The organism is Saccharicrinis aurantiacus (genome assembly GCF_001660705.2).
Classification (GTDB): domain Bacteria; phylum Bacteroidota; class Bacteroidia; order Bacteroidales; family Marinilabiliaceae; genus Saccharicrinis; species Saccharicrinis aurantiacus.
Genome location: NZ_LYBV02000007.1, coordinates 410332 through 430863 on the forward strand (window position 1 = coordinate 410332; position 20532 = coordinate 430863).

Below are 20532 nucleotides of genomic sequence, written 5' to 3' on the forward strand. Positions count from 1 at the left end.
AAAACTCAATTTTTTATTGCATAGCCATAGCTACGGAATGAAAATTAGCTGAAGCCAATGAAATCAAGGTGTTACTCGCAGATTTTCGATACAACATTAAACAACTTCATTGTCAAGTATCAAAATGAAAGCTGAAAAAGTCTTATGTCTTGATACTTGATACTTGATACCAATTTCAAATGTCAAAAATAAAAAATATACAAACCCAAATATTCAAAGTGCCTTTGGCCGAGGTTTTATCTGATGCCAAGCATGGAGATCACTACCATTTTGAGCTAATTACCTCTACGGTAACTCTTGAAGATGGAAGTGAAGGAACTGGGTATACTTATACAGGAGGTAAAGGTGGACATGCTATTAAGGCGATGATTGACCACGATTTTGCGCCAGTTTTAGTAGGCAAAGATGGTACTGCCGTTGAAGAGTTGCACGACTTTATGTGGTGGCATATTCATTACGTAGGTCGTGGTGGTATTGATGCCTTTGCCATGGCTGCTGTTGATATCGCACTGTGGGATATCCGCTGTAAAAAAGCAGGTGAGCCCCTTTGGAAAGTTGCCGGAGGTACTGATAACACTTGTAAAGCCTATTGTGGAGGTATCGATTTGTTATTCCCGTTACCAAAACTAATTAATAGCATTCAAGGTTACCTTGATAAAGGTTACAATGCCGTTAAAATAAAAATTGGTCGCGAGAATATGGAGGAAGATATGGAGCGTATCAAAGCGGTTCGTGAGCATATCGGCCCTGATGTTACTTTCATGGTAGATGCCAATTACGCCCTTACGGTTGATCAGGCTATTGCCTATGCCAACAGAATGAAGGAGTATAATATTTATTGGTTCGAAGAGCCAACTATTCCAGATGATCACAAAGGCTTTGGTAAAATTGCCGATGCCACAGGGGTGCCTTTAGCAATGGGTGAAAACCTGCATACGATTCATGAGTTTGAATATGCTATGGCAGATGCAAAATTATCATTTGTACAGCCTGATGCTTCAAATTGTGCCGGTATAACCGGATGGTTAAAGGCAGCTAAATTAGCAGCGGATCACAATATTCCGGTCTGTTCTCATGGAATGCAAGAGCTTCACGTAAGTTTAGTTTCATCGCAGCCTAATGCCGGTTGGATCGAAGTACACAGTTTCCCTATTGATGAATACACCTTACGACCTTTGGTAGTTGAGAATCATAGAGCTGTAGCTCCTGATACACCAGGTATTGGTGTTGAATTTGATTGGGATAAATTAGCACAATACAAGCAAGCATAGTTTTTTAGAGACCAGGTCCTTTTAGTTTTTCATCAACTACTAAAAGGACCTTTCTTTTTATTTGTAACCATTAAGGGATGAAAGTGTGGTTTGTTTGATATTAGTACTGTTTTAGAACAGTTTGGTAATATTATGAAAACTTCTGACTACAGTCTAACAACCAACAAACTTTTTCATATTAGTCTCTTATCTAAAATCTAAAAATGCAATCTACAAAACAGCAATTCGGAAAATATAATAATCAGGATGTATCATTATTCGTTTTAGAAAATGATAATGGAATGATTGTAAAAATAATGGACCTAGGAGCCACAATTACTCAAATAACCATTCCCGGAAAGGGCATTGAACCTGTATCTATAGCCTGCGGGTTTAATTCCGTGGATGGTTATTTATCTGATGCCTATAAAAACAATTCGCCTTATTTTGGGTGTACAGTGGGTCGGTATTGTTCTCAAATTAAGGATGCAAAGTTTTCTTTAAACGAAGAGGAATATAAACTCAATGCCAATTGTGGAGACAATAATTTACATGGTGGAACTGTAGGTTTCGATAAACAATTTTGGGCTGCAGAAGAAGTAGCAACAAAAGATAAGGTTGGGGTTCAATTTAAATTGAAAAGCCCGCATTTTAGTGAGGGTTTTCCTGGGAATGTTGAGGCTGAAGTTACCATCTTCTTAAGTAACGATAACGAAATTATAATTAATTACGCAGCAACTACTGATCAGACTACTCCGCTATCAATGACCAATCATACTTATTGGAATTTATCAGGGTTTGAGAAAACCGTAGAATCAAGTATGGTACAGGTTAATACCAATAAACTATTAGCCTTAGATGAAACGGGTGCTGTAACCGGAGAAGTTAAAGATGTATCCAATACCATTGAAGATTTAAGAGAAGCAAAAGTAGTGAGCGATGTTCATTCAGCATTAGGAGATGGTTTTGAGCACTTTTATGTATTTGATAAGTACGGTGTTGATTTAAATAAGGCAGCTGAAGTTACAGAGCCATCACCAGAGCGTAAGCTAGAGGTATATACCACAGAGCCTTGTATGTTATTTTATACAGGGAAATACACCTCAGATGAGTTAAAGCGCGATGAAAACGAAAAGTATGGTAAGTACCGAGGCTTTGCATGTGAAACGCACCGTTGGCCTAATGGTCCTAACCTAGAGAATGCACCGCAATCATTCACTTCGCCTGATGAGGTATTTAAAAGTACGACCGTATTTAAACTGACCTTTTAGTAAGTAGAATCTATTGAAATTAAATATTTAGTCTGTAGTAAGTGTATTACGGATAGCTTAAAAATTTACAAACGAAATTAAACAACTACTGTTATGGGAATATTATTAGCAATTACAGCTGGTATTATGCTTGGTTTTTGGGCAATGCCTGAAAAATATATTAAGAATTATTCTTTTGAGAATGCGTGGGGATTGTGCTATGTTTTTATGTTGTGGTTAATTCCAGGCATTGTTGCTTTCTCAATGATTAACGATTTTGGTCAGGTTCTGTCTGACGTTGGTACGCCCGTACTCATGAAAATGTTAATACCTGGTTTCCTTTGGGGTGTAGGTATGATGTTGTGGGGTAAAGCCATTAATTACATCGGAATGTCGTTGGGCTTCTCCATCTTTATTGGAACAATTATTTGTGTAGGTTCTCTTTTGCCTTGGTACCTTTCTGGTGTGCCAGAGAGCGGTGAAGTGGTAAAGATACTTATCGGTATTGCAGTTATTTTAGCCGGTATTATATTTAATGGTAGAGCCGGTATTTTGCGTGCTGCTGCCGAGGCTGAAGGAGACAATAAAGGTTCATCATCAATGATAACAGGTATTTTAATCGCAGTTATAGGAGGTATTTTATGTACCGGTTTTAATGTTGCATTAGAGATTACTGCCAACGGCGTTGCTGCTAAAAATATTATCGGCGAAATGGTTGTGAAGAATGGTAACGAAGCTTGGTTATCTTCAGTAGCATCAATGTTTATCGTTTATGTTTCGGGTGGCGTTTTTGTTGTGCCTTACTTCATTATCATGCTTAGCAAAAAGAAACTTTGGGGTGGCTTTAACGTACCTGAAGCAGGTAAAAATATTTCAATGACGGGCTTAATGGCTGCATTAAACTTTACTGCATCTATTATTTTTGCCTACTCATCATTCTTATTGGGCGAAAACGGAGGATCAATAGGTTATGCAACCTTTAACACACTTTCGGTTGTGGCAGCAGTTAGTGCTGGAGTTTTTACTAAAGAATGGGCCGGTGCTCCTAAGGCATCAAAAACGTCACTTTATCTTGGCTTAGCTGCCATGATTGGAGGTGTGATGATTATTGCATTTGGATAGTCTGAAATAAAAAATAAAAGAGGGTATGAAAATATTCTACTTGTGAGCTAAGAGCTTGTTCTGTATTGAGCAAGCTCTTTTTTTTTGTGGTGATATATTGTGTGCTAATTAGATCAAATATCAATGGTTAGTTCTTCTTTCTATCTCGTTCTAAATCGTCAATTTCCATTTTATCCCATTTTTTAACCTTTAGGCGATGCGCTGTTGCGGCAATGGCGTGTGAAGCAATTGGTGTTGTTAAGAAAATAAATACAATAATTACAATAGCCTTAATGCTTGTTTCCATATCGGAAAAGTAAAAAGCAAATGCCATAAGCATTAATAGTGCACCTAATGATGGCGCTTTGGTTGCAGCATGCATGCGCATAAAAATATCAGGGAAGCGGTTTAGTCCAATCGCCCCTAAAAGCATTAATAGGCTGCCTATTGCTAGAAGTATTATAATTACTATTTCCATTTTTTCTTTTCGTTATGGGTTAAATACCTCGACATAGCAACAGTTCCTACAAAAAGGATGAGTGTAATAATTAAAATTACATCAATGTAAATGCTATTGTCCTTTATTATTCCAATACATATTATCAAACCAAGCATTATAGATCCTATCATATCCAGTGATATGATGCGATCAGGTGTAGTTGGGCCTTTTACTAATCTAAACACGGTAAGTATCATTGCCAATAACAATACTGCCATTATATAGTATATTACGCTTGTTATCATTTTAAAAACTTTTTTAGTCGGTTTTCTAATGCCTTAATCTCACTCACAAAACTTTCTCTATTCTTCACATGCATGGCGTGTACGTATAGCTTACTTTTGTCATCTGATAAGTCTATAGATAAAGTGCCAGGTGTCATTGTAATCAAGTTTACAAGAGTTAAGATACCTGTATTCGACTTTAAGTCGATGTTTACTGCAACTATACCTGGAGGATCAAAGTTGAATTGAGGACTTAAAATAGTCTTTGCGATAGTCCAGTTTGACTGAAGTAACATGAGAAAGTAGTAGGGTATGAATAATATTAAATGTAAGATTCGAAGCATATCAATTTAATTTTAATATTCTGATAAAAAGCACATTTGTGCTCGCTTATATATGAAGCACAGCATTTATATAGGCATCAACGTTAAGTAATTGATCGGCAGCAGTGGCACAGGTGTCGATAATAAACTTGCTGCCAACAGTTAAGCTGATAGTAATTAATACTAATAATACCGAACTAGCAATTAATTGCTTTGGTGCTTTACCAAATTTAAAGCCTTGGTTTATTATTTCCTCGGGGATGGGTTTGGCATAAGATTCATTCCAAATTTTAACCATCGAAAATAAAGTCAGAAAACTGACGAATAAAGCACTGGCTACGTGAATAAATTCTTGCGATTCAACACCTGCTTTTAAAAGCATAAACTTTCCGAAGAAGCCAGATAATGGAGGTATACCCACAAGCGCCATAGCCGAAATAAAGAATAAAACAGCTATAAAAGGTTTGTGTTTCATTAGTCCGCCACTTTTCTTTAAATCGAAGGTGCCAGTAATTTTGTAGGCTATTCCACTCAATAAAAATAAATTGGTTTTTACAATGCAGTGTCCAATAATATAGAATATAGCTCCTGTTAAAGCCAATTTAGTAAATAAACCTAAGCCCAATATCATGTAGCCAATTTGCGATACAATATGGAAACTCAATAAGCGGCGAACCTCAAATTGTGATGTGGCCATTAATACACCGGATATCATGGTAGTAGAGGCGATGAATAAGAACATTTGCGTAAAAAATGAATCTCCGGGTACATGTATTAAAGCATAAAACCGAATCATAGAATATACACCCACTTTTGTTAGTGTACCCGAAAACAGAGCTGAAATAGGTAAAGGAGGAGTGTGATAAGAATCGGGCAACCAAAAGAAAAATGGGAATATGGCAGATTTAATTGCAAAGCCCATTAATATTAATGCCGAAGGGGCAAATATATCTAATTCAGGTCCCATCTCGCGAACGCGATAAGCTAGGTCAGCCATATTTAGGGTTCCTGTTTTTCCGTATAATAATGCTATGCCAGCTACAAAGAAAAAGGATGAAACCAAATTCATCGATACATACTTCAGTGTTCCTTTTAGTTGTTTTTTATCACTTCCGTATGAAATTAATACGAACGAAGAAAGTAACATTACTTCAAACCACACATACATATTAAATAAGTCGCCGGCAACAAAGGCGCCGTTCATACCCATTTGTAAACCAAAAATTAAGGCGTAAAAAACAGGCGTGTTCAAATTGTTCTCACGCCAAGCTAAAGAGTATAAACTCACCACCGCAACAGTAATAGAAGTTAAGGTAAGCATGATAGCTGAGAATGTGTCGGCAACAATGGTAATGCCAAATGGGGCTTCCCATGCTCCAGCTTGAGCTACAATTATACCTTCCTTAAGTACTGTTGTAAGAATGCTAATGGCAACGCCAATAGTTATAATATTACCCGATAAAAATACGGTTTGTTGTACCTTTTTAGAGGCTTTAGCAACCGATAAAGAAAGGATAATAAAAAGAAGTGGAATTATAATAGGTGCAAATACAATCATTATGAAAGCAGTCTCTAAGTTGTGTTATTTTAATTGATCTAAATCGTTTTCTCCTGTTACTTCGTGTGTTTTGCGAAGTAAGGTGAGCAAAAAAGCCACAATGCCAAAGCTAATTACTATGGCTGTTAATATTAAGGCCTGTGGTAATGGATCGGCTAAGCCCTGCTTGCTTGCTTCTGCTCCAATGTTTAAAAACGAAGGTTGTGCATCTGGCGTTAAGCCTGATGACATGAATATTAATAAGTTGGTGGCGTTTCCTAAAAACAAAACCCCAAATATGATACGCACCATACTACGACGCAGAAGAAAGTATACTCCAACGGTATATAATACAGCTACTACAATTGCTAAAATTAATTCCATTTTCTGTCCTCCATTAATAAAAGAATAACCATAACCATTACGCCAATCACAGCTAAATACACGCCAATATCAAACAGTAATGGTGTGCTTAGATCGATAGTGCCCAATATGGGAATGTTTAATTTAAACCACTGAGCATGTAAAAAGCTTTCTCCAAATATTAAACCCAGTATTCCGCTCCCAAGTGCAAGTATTAAACCAACTATTCGCAGAGGGGCTATCGTGCGCAATGTCTTTGATAAAAGTGGGAGGGAGTAAAAGGCAATTGTATAAATCACAATTCCTGCGCTGGCTAGTAAGCCGCCAATAAATCCTCCTCCAGGCGCATTGTGTCCGCGTAATAAAATAAACACGGATGCTACTAACATAATTGAGCGTATAAACTTAGCCGCTAATTGTAATAATGTAGTATTCATATTAATGTGTTTTTTTTATTTTTAATAATGAATAGATACCTAAGGAAGCCAATACTAATACAGTAATTTCACCCATTGTATCAATGCCTCTAAAGTCTACTAGAATAACATTAACAATGTTTTTTCCATGCGCTATGCTTAATGAGAACTCTACGAAGAATGTTGATATTTTATTAGTACTTGGGTTGGTAGCCGACATAAAGGCAATAACTCCCATTGCAATACCAAAGGAACTGGCAATTAATAAATCACGAATTGCACCTTTGGCTTTCGTATATGTTACTAGTTTAGGTAATTTCGGCAGTACCAATACCATTAATATAACAGTGAGCGAGTCTACTAATATTTGTGTTACAGCTAAGTCAATTGCCCCGTAAAATAAATAAATGGCCGACATTGCGTAACCTACTCCTCCTGTTATGGTAATTACAGAAACGCGATGTAAAGATGCTGGTAATGATAAAAATGATAAGGCTACAATAATGATACTAATAATGGCTAATGCCCAACTAATAGAATCGTACTGTATACTAAAGTCAGAGTGCCATGTTTGGCTAATGATATACCATAAAAAAGCAGCAGTAAATATAAAAATAGTAGATAAATAATAGCGTTGGTATCCGTGTTGTACAAAATCAGCTATTTTTTTATTGATGCCAATAAAGCCATCGATGATCTTGAAAAATTGATCTGAGAAATTAAAGACAAATACTTTATGGTATACCTTGGTGAAAAACGGAATAGTGCTTCTATGGTAAATGAATAGTATTGCCCCCATGGCTACTGTTGCTATACTTAATAGCAGTACGTGATTAAAGCCATGCCAGAGGTGTATTTCAAAGTCGAGATGATCTGGTTTTATAGCTGTAATGGCTGATTGTAAATAAGGTTGTATGTATTTTTGAGGTAATAAGCCAAATATTAAACTTAGAGAGGCTAAAAAGAAAGGTCCAATAGCCATTGATATTCCAGCTCTGCTCGGTTCCTTGGGCCATTTATGTTCTTTCCTGAAGAATACCATGTGGGCAACATACAAAGAAATGAAAACCATAAATACATTTCCTAATACACTAAAGAAAGTCATGTATGGTGCTACTTCCGGAATCTGTAGTTTGGCCTCGTAAATCATTTCTTTACCTAAGAAACCAATTAAAGGAGGTAAGCCTGCCATCGAAAGTAATACTAATACACCAACAATTGTAATCAAGGGCATTTTTGTCCATAAGTTTCCAAGTAGGCGTATGTCGCGTGTGCCAACTTTTTTATCGATAATACCTGCTAACATAAACAAGGCACCTTTATATAACGAGTGCACCAATAAAAACATAAATGCAGCTTTAATCGATAAATCGGTATCAATACCAATAAGCATTACTAAAACTCCTAGAGAACTTATGGTTGTATAAGCAAATATCTTTTTTAAATCTGTTTGTACGCATGCAAAAAAAGCTCCCAATAGAAAGGTGATGCTACCAGAAATAGGTAAAACAGTTTGCCATAATTCGGTTGAGCTAAATATTGGCCCTACACGTAGTAATAAAAATACGCCTGCCTTTACCATTGTGGCCGAATGGAGATAAGCACTAACCGGAGTTGGTGCCGCCATGGCATTGGGTAACCAAAAATGAAACGGAAATTGCGCCGATTTTGTAAAAGCACCTAATAAAATAAGGATTAAGCCAGCACTTGAATATTTGCCTGAAATTATTGTGTCAACATTGTTTATCCAATCCTGAATTTCGTATGAGCCTGCTTCTGCACCAATGATTATTACCCCTCCAAGAATTGCTAATCCACCTATTCCTGTAATTAGTAATGCTTGTAAAGCTGATTTGCGAGAGTCTTCTTTATCGTGAAAAAAACTAATGAGTAAGAATGACGAAATACTCGTTAGTTCCCAAAATACAAATAGTAATATCATATTACCTGCACTTACCAACCCTAGCATAGCTGCCATAAAAACAATTAAGTAAGAGTAGAAGCGAGATTTGCCTTTATAGTTTTTCATATATCCATTGGCATAGGCAAATATATAAATGCCCATTCCTAATATAAGGTATATGAATAAGGAACTTAATCCATCAATATAGAAATTGATATTTAACCCTAATTCTGGGAGCCAACTGTTTGACTCTACGATATTTCCTTTGTTGAGAACATCTAAAGAAATAAAACTAGCTAATAAAGTAGTCGGTATTAATGCGACAAGCCATCCTTGAATCTTTTCAGCTTTGGCAAAAAGAAAAGGAAGTAGGCTTGATAAAAATGTAATTAAAATTGCTGTTAATATCATTAATAAAATATATTGCTTGTACTTAAAGTCGTTTAATAAAAATTGTATAGTTAGATATGTACGAAGTAATATACTTTATACCTAACTTTTTACACAACATTTCTCTTAATTAAACTTGGTAATTTGCAGATATCAGATTAACAATAATAGTACCACGAATTGTCATTTTTACTGTTCAGAATCAGATTTTACCAAATAGAGCTTGTGTGTGCATATAATCAGTGAGTTGGCATGCTGTATGTTGTATAGCATACAGCAGAGGTTCGACTTATTTGTTAGAAGTAACTCAATTTATAACACACTCTTAGTCCCTGTAAAGTTCTTTCTAAAATCACTAGGAGTAACACCTTGTTTTTTCTTAAAGAATCTGTTAAAATTTGAGATGTTGTTGAATCCACATTCAAAACAAATTTCCGATACACTTTTGTTTGATTCAATAAGCCAACGGGTTGCATAACCTAATCTTATTTCATTAACAAAGTCGATGAATGATTTACCCGTGCGTTGCTTTATCAATCTGCTAAATGCAACAACTGACATGTTTACCAGATTAGCAGCATCTTCTACTTTTAGCTTTTGCTCATAATTTTCTTTTACAAATTTGTAAACCTTTTCGATTCTCTCGCTATTATGAAAGTCATTTTTATGTTGAAACGACATGTTGGTAAGCATCTGCTGATCTCTTGAAATAGCTAGATCATACAATAATGATTGGAAGCTTAAGAAATTATCGAATCCTCTTTTGTCGCTTAATTCTAATAATTTAGGCTCAATTGCTTTTATTGTTTCTTTCGAAAATTTTATTCCTCTGTTGGCATTGCTCAATAGTTCTCGTAGTGGTTTAAGCAAGTTTCTGTTCAAATATTCATCATTAAATAAATTCCGAGGAAATTGAATGGTAATTTCATGTAATGGTTTTTTTCCAGTGTTTTTATAATTTTCCCAACCATGGTATAGGTTTGGGCCTACCATAACAAGTTCAACATCCTCAATTTCTCCAATATGATCGCCTACCGTACGTCTTGCTCCAGAAGCATTGCTAATATAGTTGATCTCAAATTCTGGGTGAAAATGAATTGGAAAAGTAAATGCATTTCTATGTCTGTCAAATATTAAAAAACAGTCGTTTTCCTTTAGGGGAGTAATTTCACGGTGTACCTGATTATTCATACTGAGAAGTTTAATAATACTACAATGTTGATATAATAGTATCAATACTATAATGCAAAAGTATATTAAAATAATGAAAATTAATACTGATAATGTTAGTTTATATTAATTTTAGGATGACTCGATATCATATTTTGTTGCGTTGAAATGCGGTAAGGTACCAGAAAAGCAATGTATTGGGTTTTGATTGTTTTGTTTTCTTGATAATTTATATCATGTTGCACGATTTTTAATGTTTGTATAATAGTATAGGTATGTGATAAAAAACTACTTGTTAAGGGAGCTTTCCACTACTAGATTTGTATCATGATTTATTTCCGGAAATCAGAATGTAAAAAAAGTTATTATTTAAACCTTTGATAAATAGTTTTATGAAAAGTAATCTGCGATTATTTTTAATGCTGTTTCTATTTTCAACCTACTGGGTTGTAAATGCGCAACAGCGGACAATTAGCGGTACAGTTACAAGTTCTACAGGAGAAACTCTGCCAGGAGTATCTATTGTTATTGATGGGACTGCTAATGGTACAATTACCGACTTTGATGGTAATTATCAACTTCAAGTAGCATCAGATCAGGATGTGCTTGTTTATTCTTTTATTGGGTTCGATGCTCAAAAAATTAGTGTCTCAGGACAGAGTACGATTAATGTAGTGTTGTTAAGTTCGGTTCAGGATATTGATGAAGTAGTTGTGGTTGGTTATGGTTCTTTAAAAAAGAGTGATTTAACAGGAGCTGTAACTAAAGTTGATGGCGATGATCTTAAGGGGCCTTCTACTCCTGATGCTGTTCAGGCACTACAAGGAAAAGTTGCGGGTGTTAATATTACACCTACTTCGGGTGAACCTGGCGCTGGTATGAAAATCAACATTCGAGGAACAGGTTCGTGGAGTAACTCATCACCACTATACGTTGTGGATGGTTTTCCTATGGGAGACTTAAGTAGTGTTGACCCTGCAAATATTGCAAGTATTGAAATTCTAAAAGATGCATCGGCCACTGCTATTTATGGCTCTAGGGGAGCCAATGGTGTTGTTTTGGTTTCTACCAAGAAAGGTTCTTCAGGCAAAACGGTATTTGAAGTTTCTGCATATGGAGGTGCACAATGGGCTTCCAATACTATTGATATGGTATCGGCTTCAGATTTTGCAATGTTAAGAAAAGAGGCTTATGCCAATGATGGAAAAGATATTGCGGCTGATGAGCTTCGTATTTTAGATTATGCTATTTCTAATAATAGTAAGGGAACCGATTGGCAAGATGAAATGTTTCGTATTGCACCAATTCAGAATTATTCTATTTCAGCTCGCGGAGGTAGTGAAAATCATAAATACAATATTGGTGCTACCTATTTTAACCAAGAGGGTATTATCAAAAATAGTGGCATGCAAAAGTTTTATGCTTATATGAATAACCAGTATAAGTTTTCACCTAAGGTAACTCTTGATGCTAACGTATCTTACTCAACCTACAAAAAGAATAATCATAATAATGATGATTTCTCAGGAGCATTACCAGTAGGTATTCGTATGGACCCTTTGACACCGGCTTGGGATGATTTCACCAACAATTATGGTGCACGCTTTATGGGTGGAGTTGTTGTAACGAACCCTGCTCGTGCTATAGATGCTTCCAAAGATCAAACGCAAGGCGATCACCGTGTAATTTCAAACTTTACTTTAAATATTGATGATGTTTTTGTTGAAGGATTAAGTTTTAGAACAATGGGAGCAGCTCAATTGGCATTCTATAATTCTAAAAATTATTACGAAGAATATTATATAGCTGTTGATCAGCGAAACGATTTGAGTTCGCTTTATGAACAGCGTGGTCAGAATATCGATCTTACATGGAATGGATATTTCAATTACGTAAAGCAAATAGAAAAGCATAGTATTAATGCAACGCTTGGTTCGGAGATTCAGCAGTTTAGTTCAAGTGATATTTCGGGTACGCGTTTCGATATTCCAGGAGTTTCAGAGCTAATGTACTTTGATCAATCAAAGGATCCGTCTTCATTCTCTTTAAATGGAAGTGGTTCAATGAATCGCATCATGTCATATTTTGCAAGAGCAAATTACTCTTTTGATAATAAATACTTGTTAACAGCTACAATTAGAGCCGATGGTTCTTCTAAATTTCATGAGGACAACAGGTGGGGGTATTTTCCTTCGTTCTCTGCGGGTTGGAATATTAAGCAAGAAAGTTTTATGCAAGATGTTGAAACCTTATCTCGTTTAAAATTTAGAGGTGGATGGGGACAAGTTGGTAATGCCAATGCTGTTGAACCTTGGGGTTACTTATCATTAATGGATATTGGTTATACTTATGTAATAGGAGGCTCGCCTGCTGAAGGTGCAAAGGCTGCCATCTTAAGTAATGAGGATTTACGTTGGGAAGTTTCTGAGCAACTAAATGTTGGATTAGACATTGGTTTGTTTGACCAGAAACTGGATATCACACTAGATTGGTTTGATAGAAAAACAAACGATATGCAAATCAGTCGTCCAATCCCATTTTACGTAGGTGCAGGTCGTCCAGTGGTTAATGCTGCCTCAATGAAGAATTCAGGTTTTGAATTTGCAGTTGGTTGGAGTGAAAATAAAGGAGATTTCTCATACGGCATTAGTGTTAATGGCGCATTTGTAAAGCAAGAAATCACAGATATGGCCGGCGGTGAAGCAATTTCTGGTGGTCGTTTAAACGGATGGGCAGGGAATGCAGAGTTCACAACCCGTACAGAAACAGGTTACGAAATAGGTTATTTCTATGGGTTAGAAACAGATGGTATTTTCACTTCTCAGGAAGAAGTTGATGCTCATGTTGGTCCTGAAGGAACCCTAATACAGCCAAATGCTCAAGTCGGCGATGTGAAATTTTTAGATAAAAATGGCGATGGAGTAATTGATGGTGAAGATAGAAACTACCTAGGTAGTGCGGCTCCTGATTTCTCAGGAGGATTAAATCTTGATTTTGCTTATAAGGGGCTCGATTTTAAAGCTTCATTTGTGGGTGTATTCGGCAACGAAATTGTTAACGGTATCAATTACTGGATTAACTCGTCAGGTGTACTTTCTAATTACCGTACGGATAGATTAGATCGATGGTCTTCTGATAATCCGAATGGAACAGAGCCAAGAATGACCGTTGCTGATGCCAATCAGAATAACCGTTTTTCTGATCGTTATGTTGAGGATGGTTCTTATGTACGTCTTCGAAATGTACAACTAGGGTACACTTTACCTAAATCATTTGTGGAGTCTATCAAATTATCGAAAGTAAGACTATATGTATCGTGTGATAACTTACTAACATTCACAAAGTATTCAAGTTGGACTCCAGAGGTGGGTAATCTAAACGGAGCAAACTTAGCACCAGGAGTAGATTATGCTACATATCCAACACCCGTTATTTTAACCGGAGGTATCAATGTTAATTTTTAATTTAAACTAAGATGAAGAAATTATTATACATAATTGCAATAACAATGGCAGGTCTCTTCACTGGTTGCTCCGACTTCCTTGATGTAGATCCAATTGCTAGAGAAACGGAAGAAAATTTCTTTCAAACTCCAGATAATGCAATTTTAGCCATAAATGGTATATATGATGTTATTGGCCAATCGGAAGGCGCTGGGCCTGATGGACAATGGTTAACACATAACTACGAGTTCTTTTTTGGAGATTTATTAGCAGATGATGCTGAAAAAGGTTCCAAAGAGGCCGATTTAGAGCCCATACAGCAGTTGGTAGAATGGCGCGCAAGCACAGCCAATAGTGTAATCGAATCTGTATGGATTAAGTGTTTTGATGGTGTCTATCGTGCAAATATTGCATTAAAGTGGTTGCCAGAAAGTGCTTTAGATACAGAGCTGAAAGAGCGTTTAATAGGAGAAGCTTATTTCCTAAAAGGATATTTTTATTTTTATATGGTACGCGTTTTTGGAGGTGTTCCTTTGTTTGATGCTCCTATTAGTGAGGCTGATTTTGGGAATGTGCCTAGAGCATCTTATCACGAGACTTTTGAATATGCAGCTAACCTATTTAAAGAAGCAGCAGCGCGTTTGCCTTTAAAGTCGGAGTATGGTGATGACAATATGGGACGTGCTACAAAAGGTGCAGCGCAAGGTTATTTAGCACGTTTGTATGCTTACCAATTAGGTATGGATGCTGAGGCTTCGGTTACTCCTCAAATGGTGTATGATCTAACAGGTGAGATTATTGCATCAGGACAATATTCTTTGTTAAATAACTATGCACAACTATTTGAAATCATTGGAGAAAATGCGAGCGAGTCAATTTTTGAATTGCAGATGCTTGAAGGAAATACTGAAAATGCTCCGCAGAAAACAGGTACTAATTTAAACCAGTTTACTGGCAATAGAGGTGATTGGGGATGGGGATTCCAAAATCCAACTGAAGATTTAGTAGCGGCCTTTGAGGATCAAGATCCGCGTTTGAGCAGTACTGTTTATGGAGGAGACTATAATGGTGGAGTAGTGCAAGGTGTTGCTTATACTTATAAGTTAGATGAACAGATGACTCCTTACTTAAATAGAAAAACAGCAATGGCTGATTCAGAAAAGCCCGCCATCACAAAAAGTAGTCCTTATAATATTCGTAAAATGCGTTATGCTGAGATTTTGTTTTTGCATGCAGAAATGGCCATTGAGCTTGGGATGTATGGCGAAGCCGAAGATATTATTGAATCAATTAGAGCGCGAGCCAGAACAAGTACACTTGCAAGAGGACATGCCGAAGGTAGTTTAACTTATCCTTCTTCGGGCTGGGGTGGGAATCTTCCTTTCCTTGGAGTACCAAATGATAGAGATGCAGCAATGGATTTATTATTGGCACAAAAGCGTGTTGAAATGGCAAACGAGTCATTACGTTTTTGGGATTTAGTACGTCATAATAAATATTTAAATATGCTTGATCATAAGCAAGCTACATTTAAAAATACTGAGGGAGATTTACGATACGAAAATGTAAATCTTAAAAGCAACTGTGAGAGTAAGACCATAAGTGGATCAAATGGTGTTAAGGTACCATTAATGCCAATTCCAGAATCAGAAGTAAATGATTGGGGTTTAGCTCAAAATCCGGGATACTAATAGGAGGTATATATTTTAGAATGCAATGCATATTGTATAAATCATCATGATAAAGTTAAGAGCGCAAGTCTTAATGTTTTGCAGCTTTCAACTAGCATCTTGATACTAAATTAAAACAAATGAATAGAATATTTAAAAATAGTATACTACCGTTTATGCTAAGCCTGTTGTTGGTTTTCACGGCTTGCGAAGACGATGAATGGTCAAAGGATTATGATATCAACTGGCCAATTCCTGAAGTTGCCTCACTATCTAATAGTGGTGATGTAGCCATAGGGTCAGAGCTAACCATTAGTGGTGCTAATTTTGCCAATGTAACGGTATTTGTAAAAGATATCGAGTGTGAAGTTGTTTCTACAAACGATACAGAAACAGAGATTACAGTTAACTTACCTCGTATTTTCGAAGAAGGAAATGTGATGGTTTATAATGCTTATAAACGTTACGGGCAAAGTGCAGAATTGTTAACGCCCGTTTATCCTGAGGTTACTGTAACAAAGGTTAATGATATACCTGCAGGTTTAATTTTTGCTATTGAAGGTGAAAATGTAGATGTTATTTCTAATGTTTATATCGATAGCGAAGAAGTGCCAATTATTAGCAGAACCCCAAGTCAGATTCAAGTTAACTCAGGTGAGGTTGAATTAAAAGTGGGTCAGTTAGTAACGGTAAGTTTTAAAAGCTTAGGGCCAAATGTGATTCCTGATGTACCTAATGTAGATGTAATCTATCCATTTATTGAGTATAAAGAATTGGCCATTTGGGATTTCGAAGATGGAACACATCTATACGTAGGAGAGCCAACGGCATTAGTGAGTGCAGGTGGTAGCGATGCGCCAGGTAATGTTGATAAATATTTCCAATTGAGAGCTCCAGGTTACGGATGGGATAAGGCAACTGGTGAAATGATTGGAACAGAGGTGCCTGATGTAAGTACTTTTGTAAATCCTTACTTAACATTTGTGGTACGTACCCCTGTAGGAAGTGGCGGTTATTTCCAAATGGAAGATCAGCAAGGTAACTGGCGTCATTTCGATTACGGCTTTAATACCAATGGAGAGTGGATGATTGTATCACAACCATTAAATGAAGGCTGGGAAGGCGGCGAGTTTGACGCTCGTAAGTTTATGCCTAAGTTAGGGTTTAAGGCTGGTAACGCAGGTGATAATCAAGATTTAGATATCGCCTATCTGAAAATTACTGAGGGAATTTATGATGGTACTCAAATGCCAGGTGACCCTATTGGTTCATCAGATATACCGGCAAAAATAGATATCATCACCTTTGAGGATACAGAGAACTACCCTGATGAAATAAATGGTTCTTTAGTGATTGGATCGTTGGATAATACCTTGCGTCCAGGTAATGAAGTACCAGCTTTCAACGGATCGCACTTCTTTACTTTTGGTGATGACCCTTCTGTAGGCGGATGGGGAGGTTACTGGGGTAACACCATCTCTAAGGATACAAAGGATGTAAACTTATCAATGTTTACTGATCCTTATTTATCAATTGCCTTAAATTCAGGTACGGGTAAGGGACAACAATATGTTATTGTTAGAATGTATCAGTACGATGAGCAATTAGTTATGGTGAAGAAGTTCTTCCCTAACTCAGAAGGCCAATGGAGTACACATCAGTTGAGTTTATTTGGCGAAGACCATGAAAACTGGAGTGATGACTCTACAGAGCTTGGAGCACATTATAAATCATTAAAACGAATGAATAAAGATGTTCCTATCGACCGTATCGAATTAATTGTAAGTAGAAACGATGCTAACGAAGTGTTGGTTAGTATGGATGAACTTACCATTACCGAGGGTCCTAGGTATTAATTCCATGTATCTAAATAGGCAGGCCAGTTTTTTCTGGCTTGCCTTAATTAAAATCACAAATATCATGATGCGAAATAGTTTTTTATTCTCAATCTTACTAAGCTTCGTAATTTTCTTGTTTTCGTGTGAAAAAAAAGAGGATACACCCAAAAGTAACTTGTCTGAGTTGCTTGGTTTCTCAATAGTTGACCAATCCTATAGTTTTACAGAAACTGCAGATGGAAATTGGGTAGCAAAAGCCACTCCTGAGGATGATTTAGCAGCTTTGGTTGCAAAGTTTGAGATTTCGCCCAAGGCAACAATGTTTATAGGTTCAACTCCTCAAACATCAGGATATAATACAAATGATTTTTCAAATCCACTTACCTATACGGTAAGAGCAGAGGATGGTTCAAAATCAGATTATAAGGTTGCCATCTATAAAGAAGCAGCTATTGTTTCTTATTCCTTTATTGAGTTTCCTAACGAAACCTATCTAATAAAAGATAAATCTATCAGTGCAGAATTACCAAGTGGTGCTGATTTGTCAATGTTGACTGCAAAGTTTGAAGTAACAGAAAATGCCCAATTGTATGTAAATGATGTTGAGCAAGTATCTGAAACTACTCAGAACAATTTTACATCACCTTTAACCTATACCATAAAAGAACAAGATGGTACTGTGATAGACTACTTAGTAACCATCACATTAAAAGAGAATCAGGCTCCTATAGCTAATGCAGGAGAGAATCAGTTTATAATTTTAAATACAACAGAAAACGAAGCTGTAATAAAATTAAACGGTTCTCAATCGAGCGATGAGGAAGGAGCTATTGTTAAATATGAGTGGACAATTAACGGACAAGGTGGCTTTCCTAATGATGTAGCCATTGAAACTAGTTTAGCAAAAGGAACGCATAATGTAACACTGACAGTGACTGATAGTGAAGGAGCAAGTTCGAGCGACGATATTGTTGTTGATATTAAAGAGGCAGGAACCTATCTTCCAATAGATGCCGATGCTACTCAGGAAACTAAGAATTTATTGGCTAATCTGGCAACACTTTCTATTTCTGATAAGTTTGCTTTTGGTCAAGAATTTCCAATGTCGTTTAAGTTAAATGGATTACGAACAGATTTAAGAACTTCCGATTGTAAGGATGTTTCAGGTGATCATCCAGGAGTATTTGGTATTGATCCGCATTACATGATGTACAAAACTGCTGAGCAAAAGCAGCTGCATATCAACGAAGCAAAAGCGGCCTATAATAATGGTGCAGTTGTCACATTCGATTTTCATCAGCAAAGTAAGAATGATCGTAAAATATATATGAAAGATATCACCAATGCAGAGGATAAAAGCCTTATGTACGATGTGGTTAATGATTTAAATGAAGCACGACCATGGTTTAACGCTGAGTTGGATGAAATCATCACAACAATAAATACAGATTTAAATTTCCCAGTAGTTTTTAGGTTATTTCATGAGATGGATGGAGATTGGTTTTGGTGGGGTAGCAAAGCAACAAATCATAGTGCTGCTCTATATAATGATTTCTATAAATATGCCGTCAACTATATAAAAGCGAGGACAAACTTGGTATTATTTGCTTGGTCTCCAAATTCAGAAGTTCAAGAGGCTTATTATCCGGGCGATGATTATGTAGACGTGGTTGGTTTTGATATTTATGAGCCCAACGTTGGCGACTTAAAAGGAAAGCTTATCGGTCTTTCAAAATTCGCCGCGGATCATGGCAAAGTAGCTGTGCTTGCAGAAACTGGTTATCGCAATAACTTTATTAATAATGCGCCAGGTTTCTGGAACGACGTAATACTAGCTGCTATAGAGCAAGGTGGCAGAGAAGTGCGCGTGGCATGGGCTTTAGCTTGGTTTAATGCGCCATGGGCTTCTAGTCAGAGCGATCTTTTTATTCCAGATGCAAATAGTCCGCAAAATGCAAAAGATAACTTTATTCAATTTAAAAACAGTAGTATCTGCTTATTTATGAGTGAGGTAAATAGTTTAAATATCTATCAATAATGAAATTAAGAAAGTACACTAATTGTGGAGTTGTAGCTCTCATGCTAATGAGTATAGTGGGCTGTGGATCTACAGAAAATGCACAATCGCAAAATCAAACTGAGATTATTTCCGACTTGGAGTCTGTTAAGGGCAAGGGAATTTTATTCGGGCATCAGGACGATTTAGCCTATGGAATGACTTGGTACGATGAGTTTGGTGAGTCTGATGTAAAATTGGTTGCTGGCGATTATCCTGCCATGTTCGGATGGGAGTTAGGCGGTATAGAATTAGATCATGCCTTTAATTTAGATACGGTTTATTTTGAATCGATGAAAAAGCTTGCTATTTGGGGGCATCAGCAAGGTGGTATCAATACTTTCAGTTGGCATCCATTTTCTCCTATTGATAGTATTAGCTCTTGGAATGGCGATGCTATTGTGGTAAAGCATATTCTTCCCGGAGGTTCGCATCATGCTGAATTTAAAAAGCAATTGAATAAAGTAGGTGAATTTTTAAGCTCCTTAAAAGATGAGGATGGAAATGTCATTCCTTTCATTTTTCGACCATGGCACGAAATGGATGGTACTTGGTTTTGGTGGGGAGTAAAGGCTTGTACGGCAGATGAGTTTAAGCATTTATTTCGTTTTTCAGTAGAATACCTATCCGATAATTTTAATTTGCCGCAAATGGTTATTGCCTATTCTCCTGATAACAAATTCAGCACTACAGATGAGTATTTAAAATGGTATCCCGGCGATGATATTGTGGATATACTTGGTATGGATAATTACGGCGATTTCAAAGCAAATGGCAATGTTGAGGATGCGCTTACTAAACTTCATATTGTGATTGATTTAGCAAACAAAAATGGAAAACTATCAGCACTCACGGAAACGGGTTTAAGTAATGTGACTGATTCTACATGGTACAGTAAAAAGCTAGCTTATGTATTAAATGATATCAAGGTAAAAGAGAACTTAAGTTATGCTATGGTTTGGCGTAATGATCCTAAGGTGCATTTTTTCTTTCCCTATCCAGGCCATGCGGCAGCATTTGATGCTAAGGCTTTTTTGAGTCAAGAGCATATCCTACTATTGAATGATTTTAAGCAAATAAAATAAGTGACATTTTTAGA

General features: G+C 36.6%; 16 protein-coding genes. 8 read left to right on the forward strand and 8 right to left on the reverse strand.

The window, feature by feature from the left end:
* Positions 1-179 precede the first annotated feature (179 nt).
* The 3 genes from A8B35_RS04050 to A8B35_RS04060 all read left to right on the forward strand — a co-directional run bounded on the left by A8B35_RS04050 (position 180) and on the right by A8B35_RS04060 (position 3622).
* Positions 180-1271, forward strand: coding sequence for a mandelate racemase/muconate lactonizing enzyme family protein (locus tag A8B35_RS04050; RefSeq protein WP_075602118.1), 1092 nt, complete (start codon positions 180-182; stop codon positions 1269-1271).
* A gap of 203 nt (positions 1272-1474) precedes the next feature.
* Positions 1475-2521: an aldose epimerase family protein gene (locus A8B35_RS04055; RefSeq protein ID WP_075602119.1), complete on the forward strand. Its 1047-nt coding sequence runs from the start codon at positions 1475-1477 to the stop codon at positions 2519-2521.
* 93 nt (positions 2522-2614) lie between these two features.
* Entirely contained in the window at positions 2615-3622 is a 1008-nt protein-coding gene (locus A8B35_RS04060) for an L-rhamnose/proton symporter RhaT (RefSeq protein WP_075602120.1), read from the forward strand.
* A 127-nt stretch (positions 3623-3749) separates the two neighbouring features.
* On the opposite strand, the gene mnhG is transcribed toward A8B35_RS04060, so the two are convergent.
* From mnhG to A8B35_RS04100, 8 genes are all read right to left on the reverse strand, one after another.
* Positions 3750-4079 (reverse strand): monovalent cation/H(+) antiporter subunit G, encoded by a 330-nt coding sequence (mnhG, locus tag A8B35_RS04065; RefSeq protein ID WP_075602121.1) that lies wholly within the window; start codon positions 4077-4079, stop codon positions 3750-3752.
* Positions 4070-4345 carry a monovalent cation/H+ antiporter complex subunit F gene (locus A8B35_RS04070; protein WP_075602122.1) on the reverse strand — a complete coding sequence of 92 codons (276 nt, stop codon included), beginning with the start codon at positions 4343-4345 and terminating at the stop codon, positions 4070-4072. The genes mnhG and A8B35_RS04070 overlap by 10 nt, the downstream gene beginning before the upstream one ends.
* The gene (locus tag A8B35_RS04075; RefSeq protein WP_075602123.1) at positions 4342-4668 is read right to left on the reverse strand and encodes a Na+/H+ antiporter subunit E; all 327 of its coding nucleotides are present in this window, start codon (positions 4666-4668) and stop codon (positions 4342-4344) included. The genes A8B35_RS04070 and A8B35_RS04075 overlap by 4 nt, the downstream gene beginning before the upstream one ends.
* A gap of 46 nt (positions 4669-4714) precedes the next feature.
* The gene (locus tag A8B35_RS04080; RefSeq protein WP_075602124.1) at positions 4715-6205 is read right to left on the reverse strand and encodes a complex I subunit 5 family protein; all 1491 of its coding nucleotides are present in this window, start codon (positions 6203-6205) and stop codon (positions 4715-4717) included.
* Between the two features lie 24 nt (positions 6206-6229).
* Positions 6230-6568 carry an NADH-quinone oxidoreductase subunit K gene (locus A8B35_RS04085; protein ID WP_075602125.1) on the reverse strand — a complete coding sequence of 113 codons (339 nt, stop codon included), beginning with the start codon at positions 6566-6568 and terminating at the stop codon, positions 6230-6232.
* Positions 6559-6984 (reverse strand): MnhB domain-containing protein, encoded by a 426-nt coding sequence (locus A8B35_RS04090; protein ID WP_083634300.1) that lies wholly within the window; start codon positions 6982-6984, stop codon positions 6559-6561. Before A8B35_RS04090 ends, A8B35_RS04085 begins: the two co-directional genes overlap by 10 nt.
* 1 nt (position 6985) lies before the next feature.
* Positions 6986-9277, reverse strand: a complete 2292-nt coding sequence (gene mbhE / locus A8B35_RS04095; RefSeq protein ID WP_075602127.1) for a hydrogen gas-evolving membrane-bound hydrogenase subunit E — start codon at positions 9275-9277, stop codon at positions 6986-6988.
* Positions 9278-9568: 291 nt separating this feature from the next.
* Entirely contained in the window at positions 9569-10447 is an 879-nt protein-coding gene (locus A8B35_RS04100; RefSeq protein ID WP_075602128.1) for an AraC family transcriptional regulator, read from the reverse strand.
* 371 nt (positions 10448-10818) lie between these two features.
* Between A8B35_RS04100 and A8B35_RS04105 the strand changes: the two genes are divergently transcribed.
* The 5 genes from A8B35_RS04105 to A8B35_RS04125 all read left to right on the forward strand — a co-directional run bounded on the left by A8B35_RS04105 (position 10819) and on the right by A8B35_RS04125 (position 20518).
* Positions 10819-13890, forward strand: a complete 3072-nt coding sequence (locus A8B35_RS04105) for a SusC/RagA family TonB-linked outer membrane protein (protein WP_075602129.1) — start codon at positions 10819-10821, stop codon at positions 13888-13890.
* Between the two features lie 11 nt (positions 13891-13901).
* Positions 13902-15560, forward strand: a complete 1659-nt coding sequence (locus tag A8B35_RS04110; protein ID WP_075602130.1) for a RagB/SusD family nutrient uptake outer membrane protein — start codon at positions 13902-13904, stop codon at positions 15558-15560.
* 119 nt (positions 15561-15679) lie between these two features.
* Complete coding sequence (locus tag A8B35_RS04115; RefSeq protein ID WP_139314800.1) at positions 15680-17395, forward strand: IPT/TIG domain-containing protein; 1716 nt, start codon at positions 15680-15682, stop codon at positions 17393-17395.
* Positions 17396-17459: 64 nt separating this feature from the next.
* Positions 17460-19415: a glycosyl hydrolase gene (locus A8B35_RS04120; RefSeq protein ID WP_075602132.1), complete on the forward strand. Its 1956-nt coding sequence runs from the start codon at positions 17460-17462 to the stop codon at positions 19413-19415.
* Positions 19415-20518, forward strand: coding sequence for a glycoside hydrolase family 26 protein (locus A8B35_RS04125; protein ID WP_075602133.1), 1104 nt, complete (start codon positions 19415-19417; stop codon positions 20516-20518). The genes A8B35_RS04120 and A8B35_RS04125 overlap by 1 nt, the downstream gene beginning before the upstream one ends.
* Positions 20519-20532: the final 14 nt, after the last annotated feature.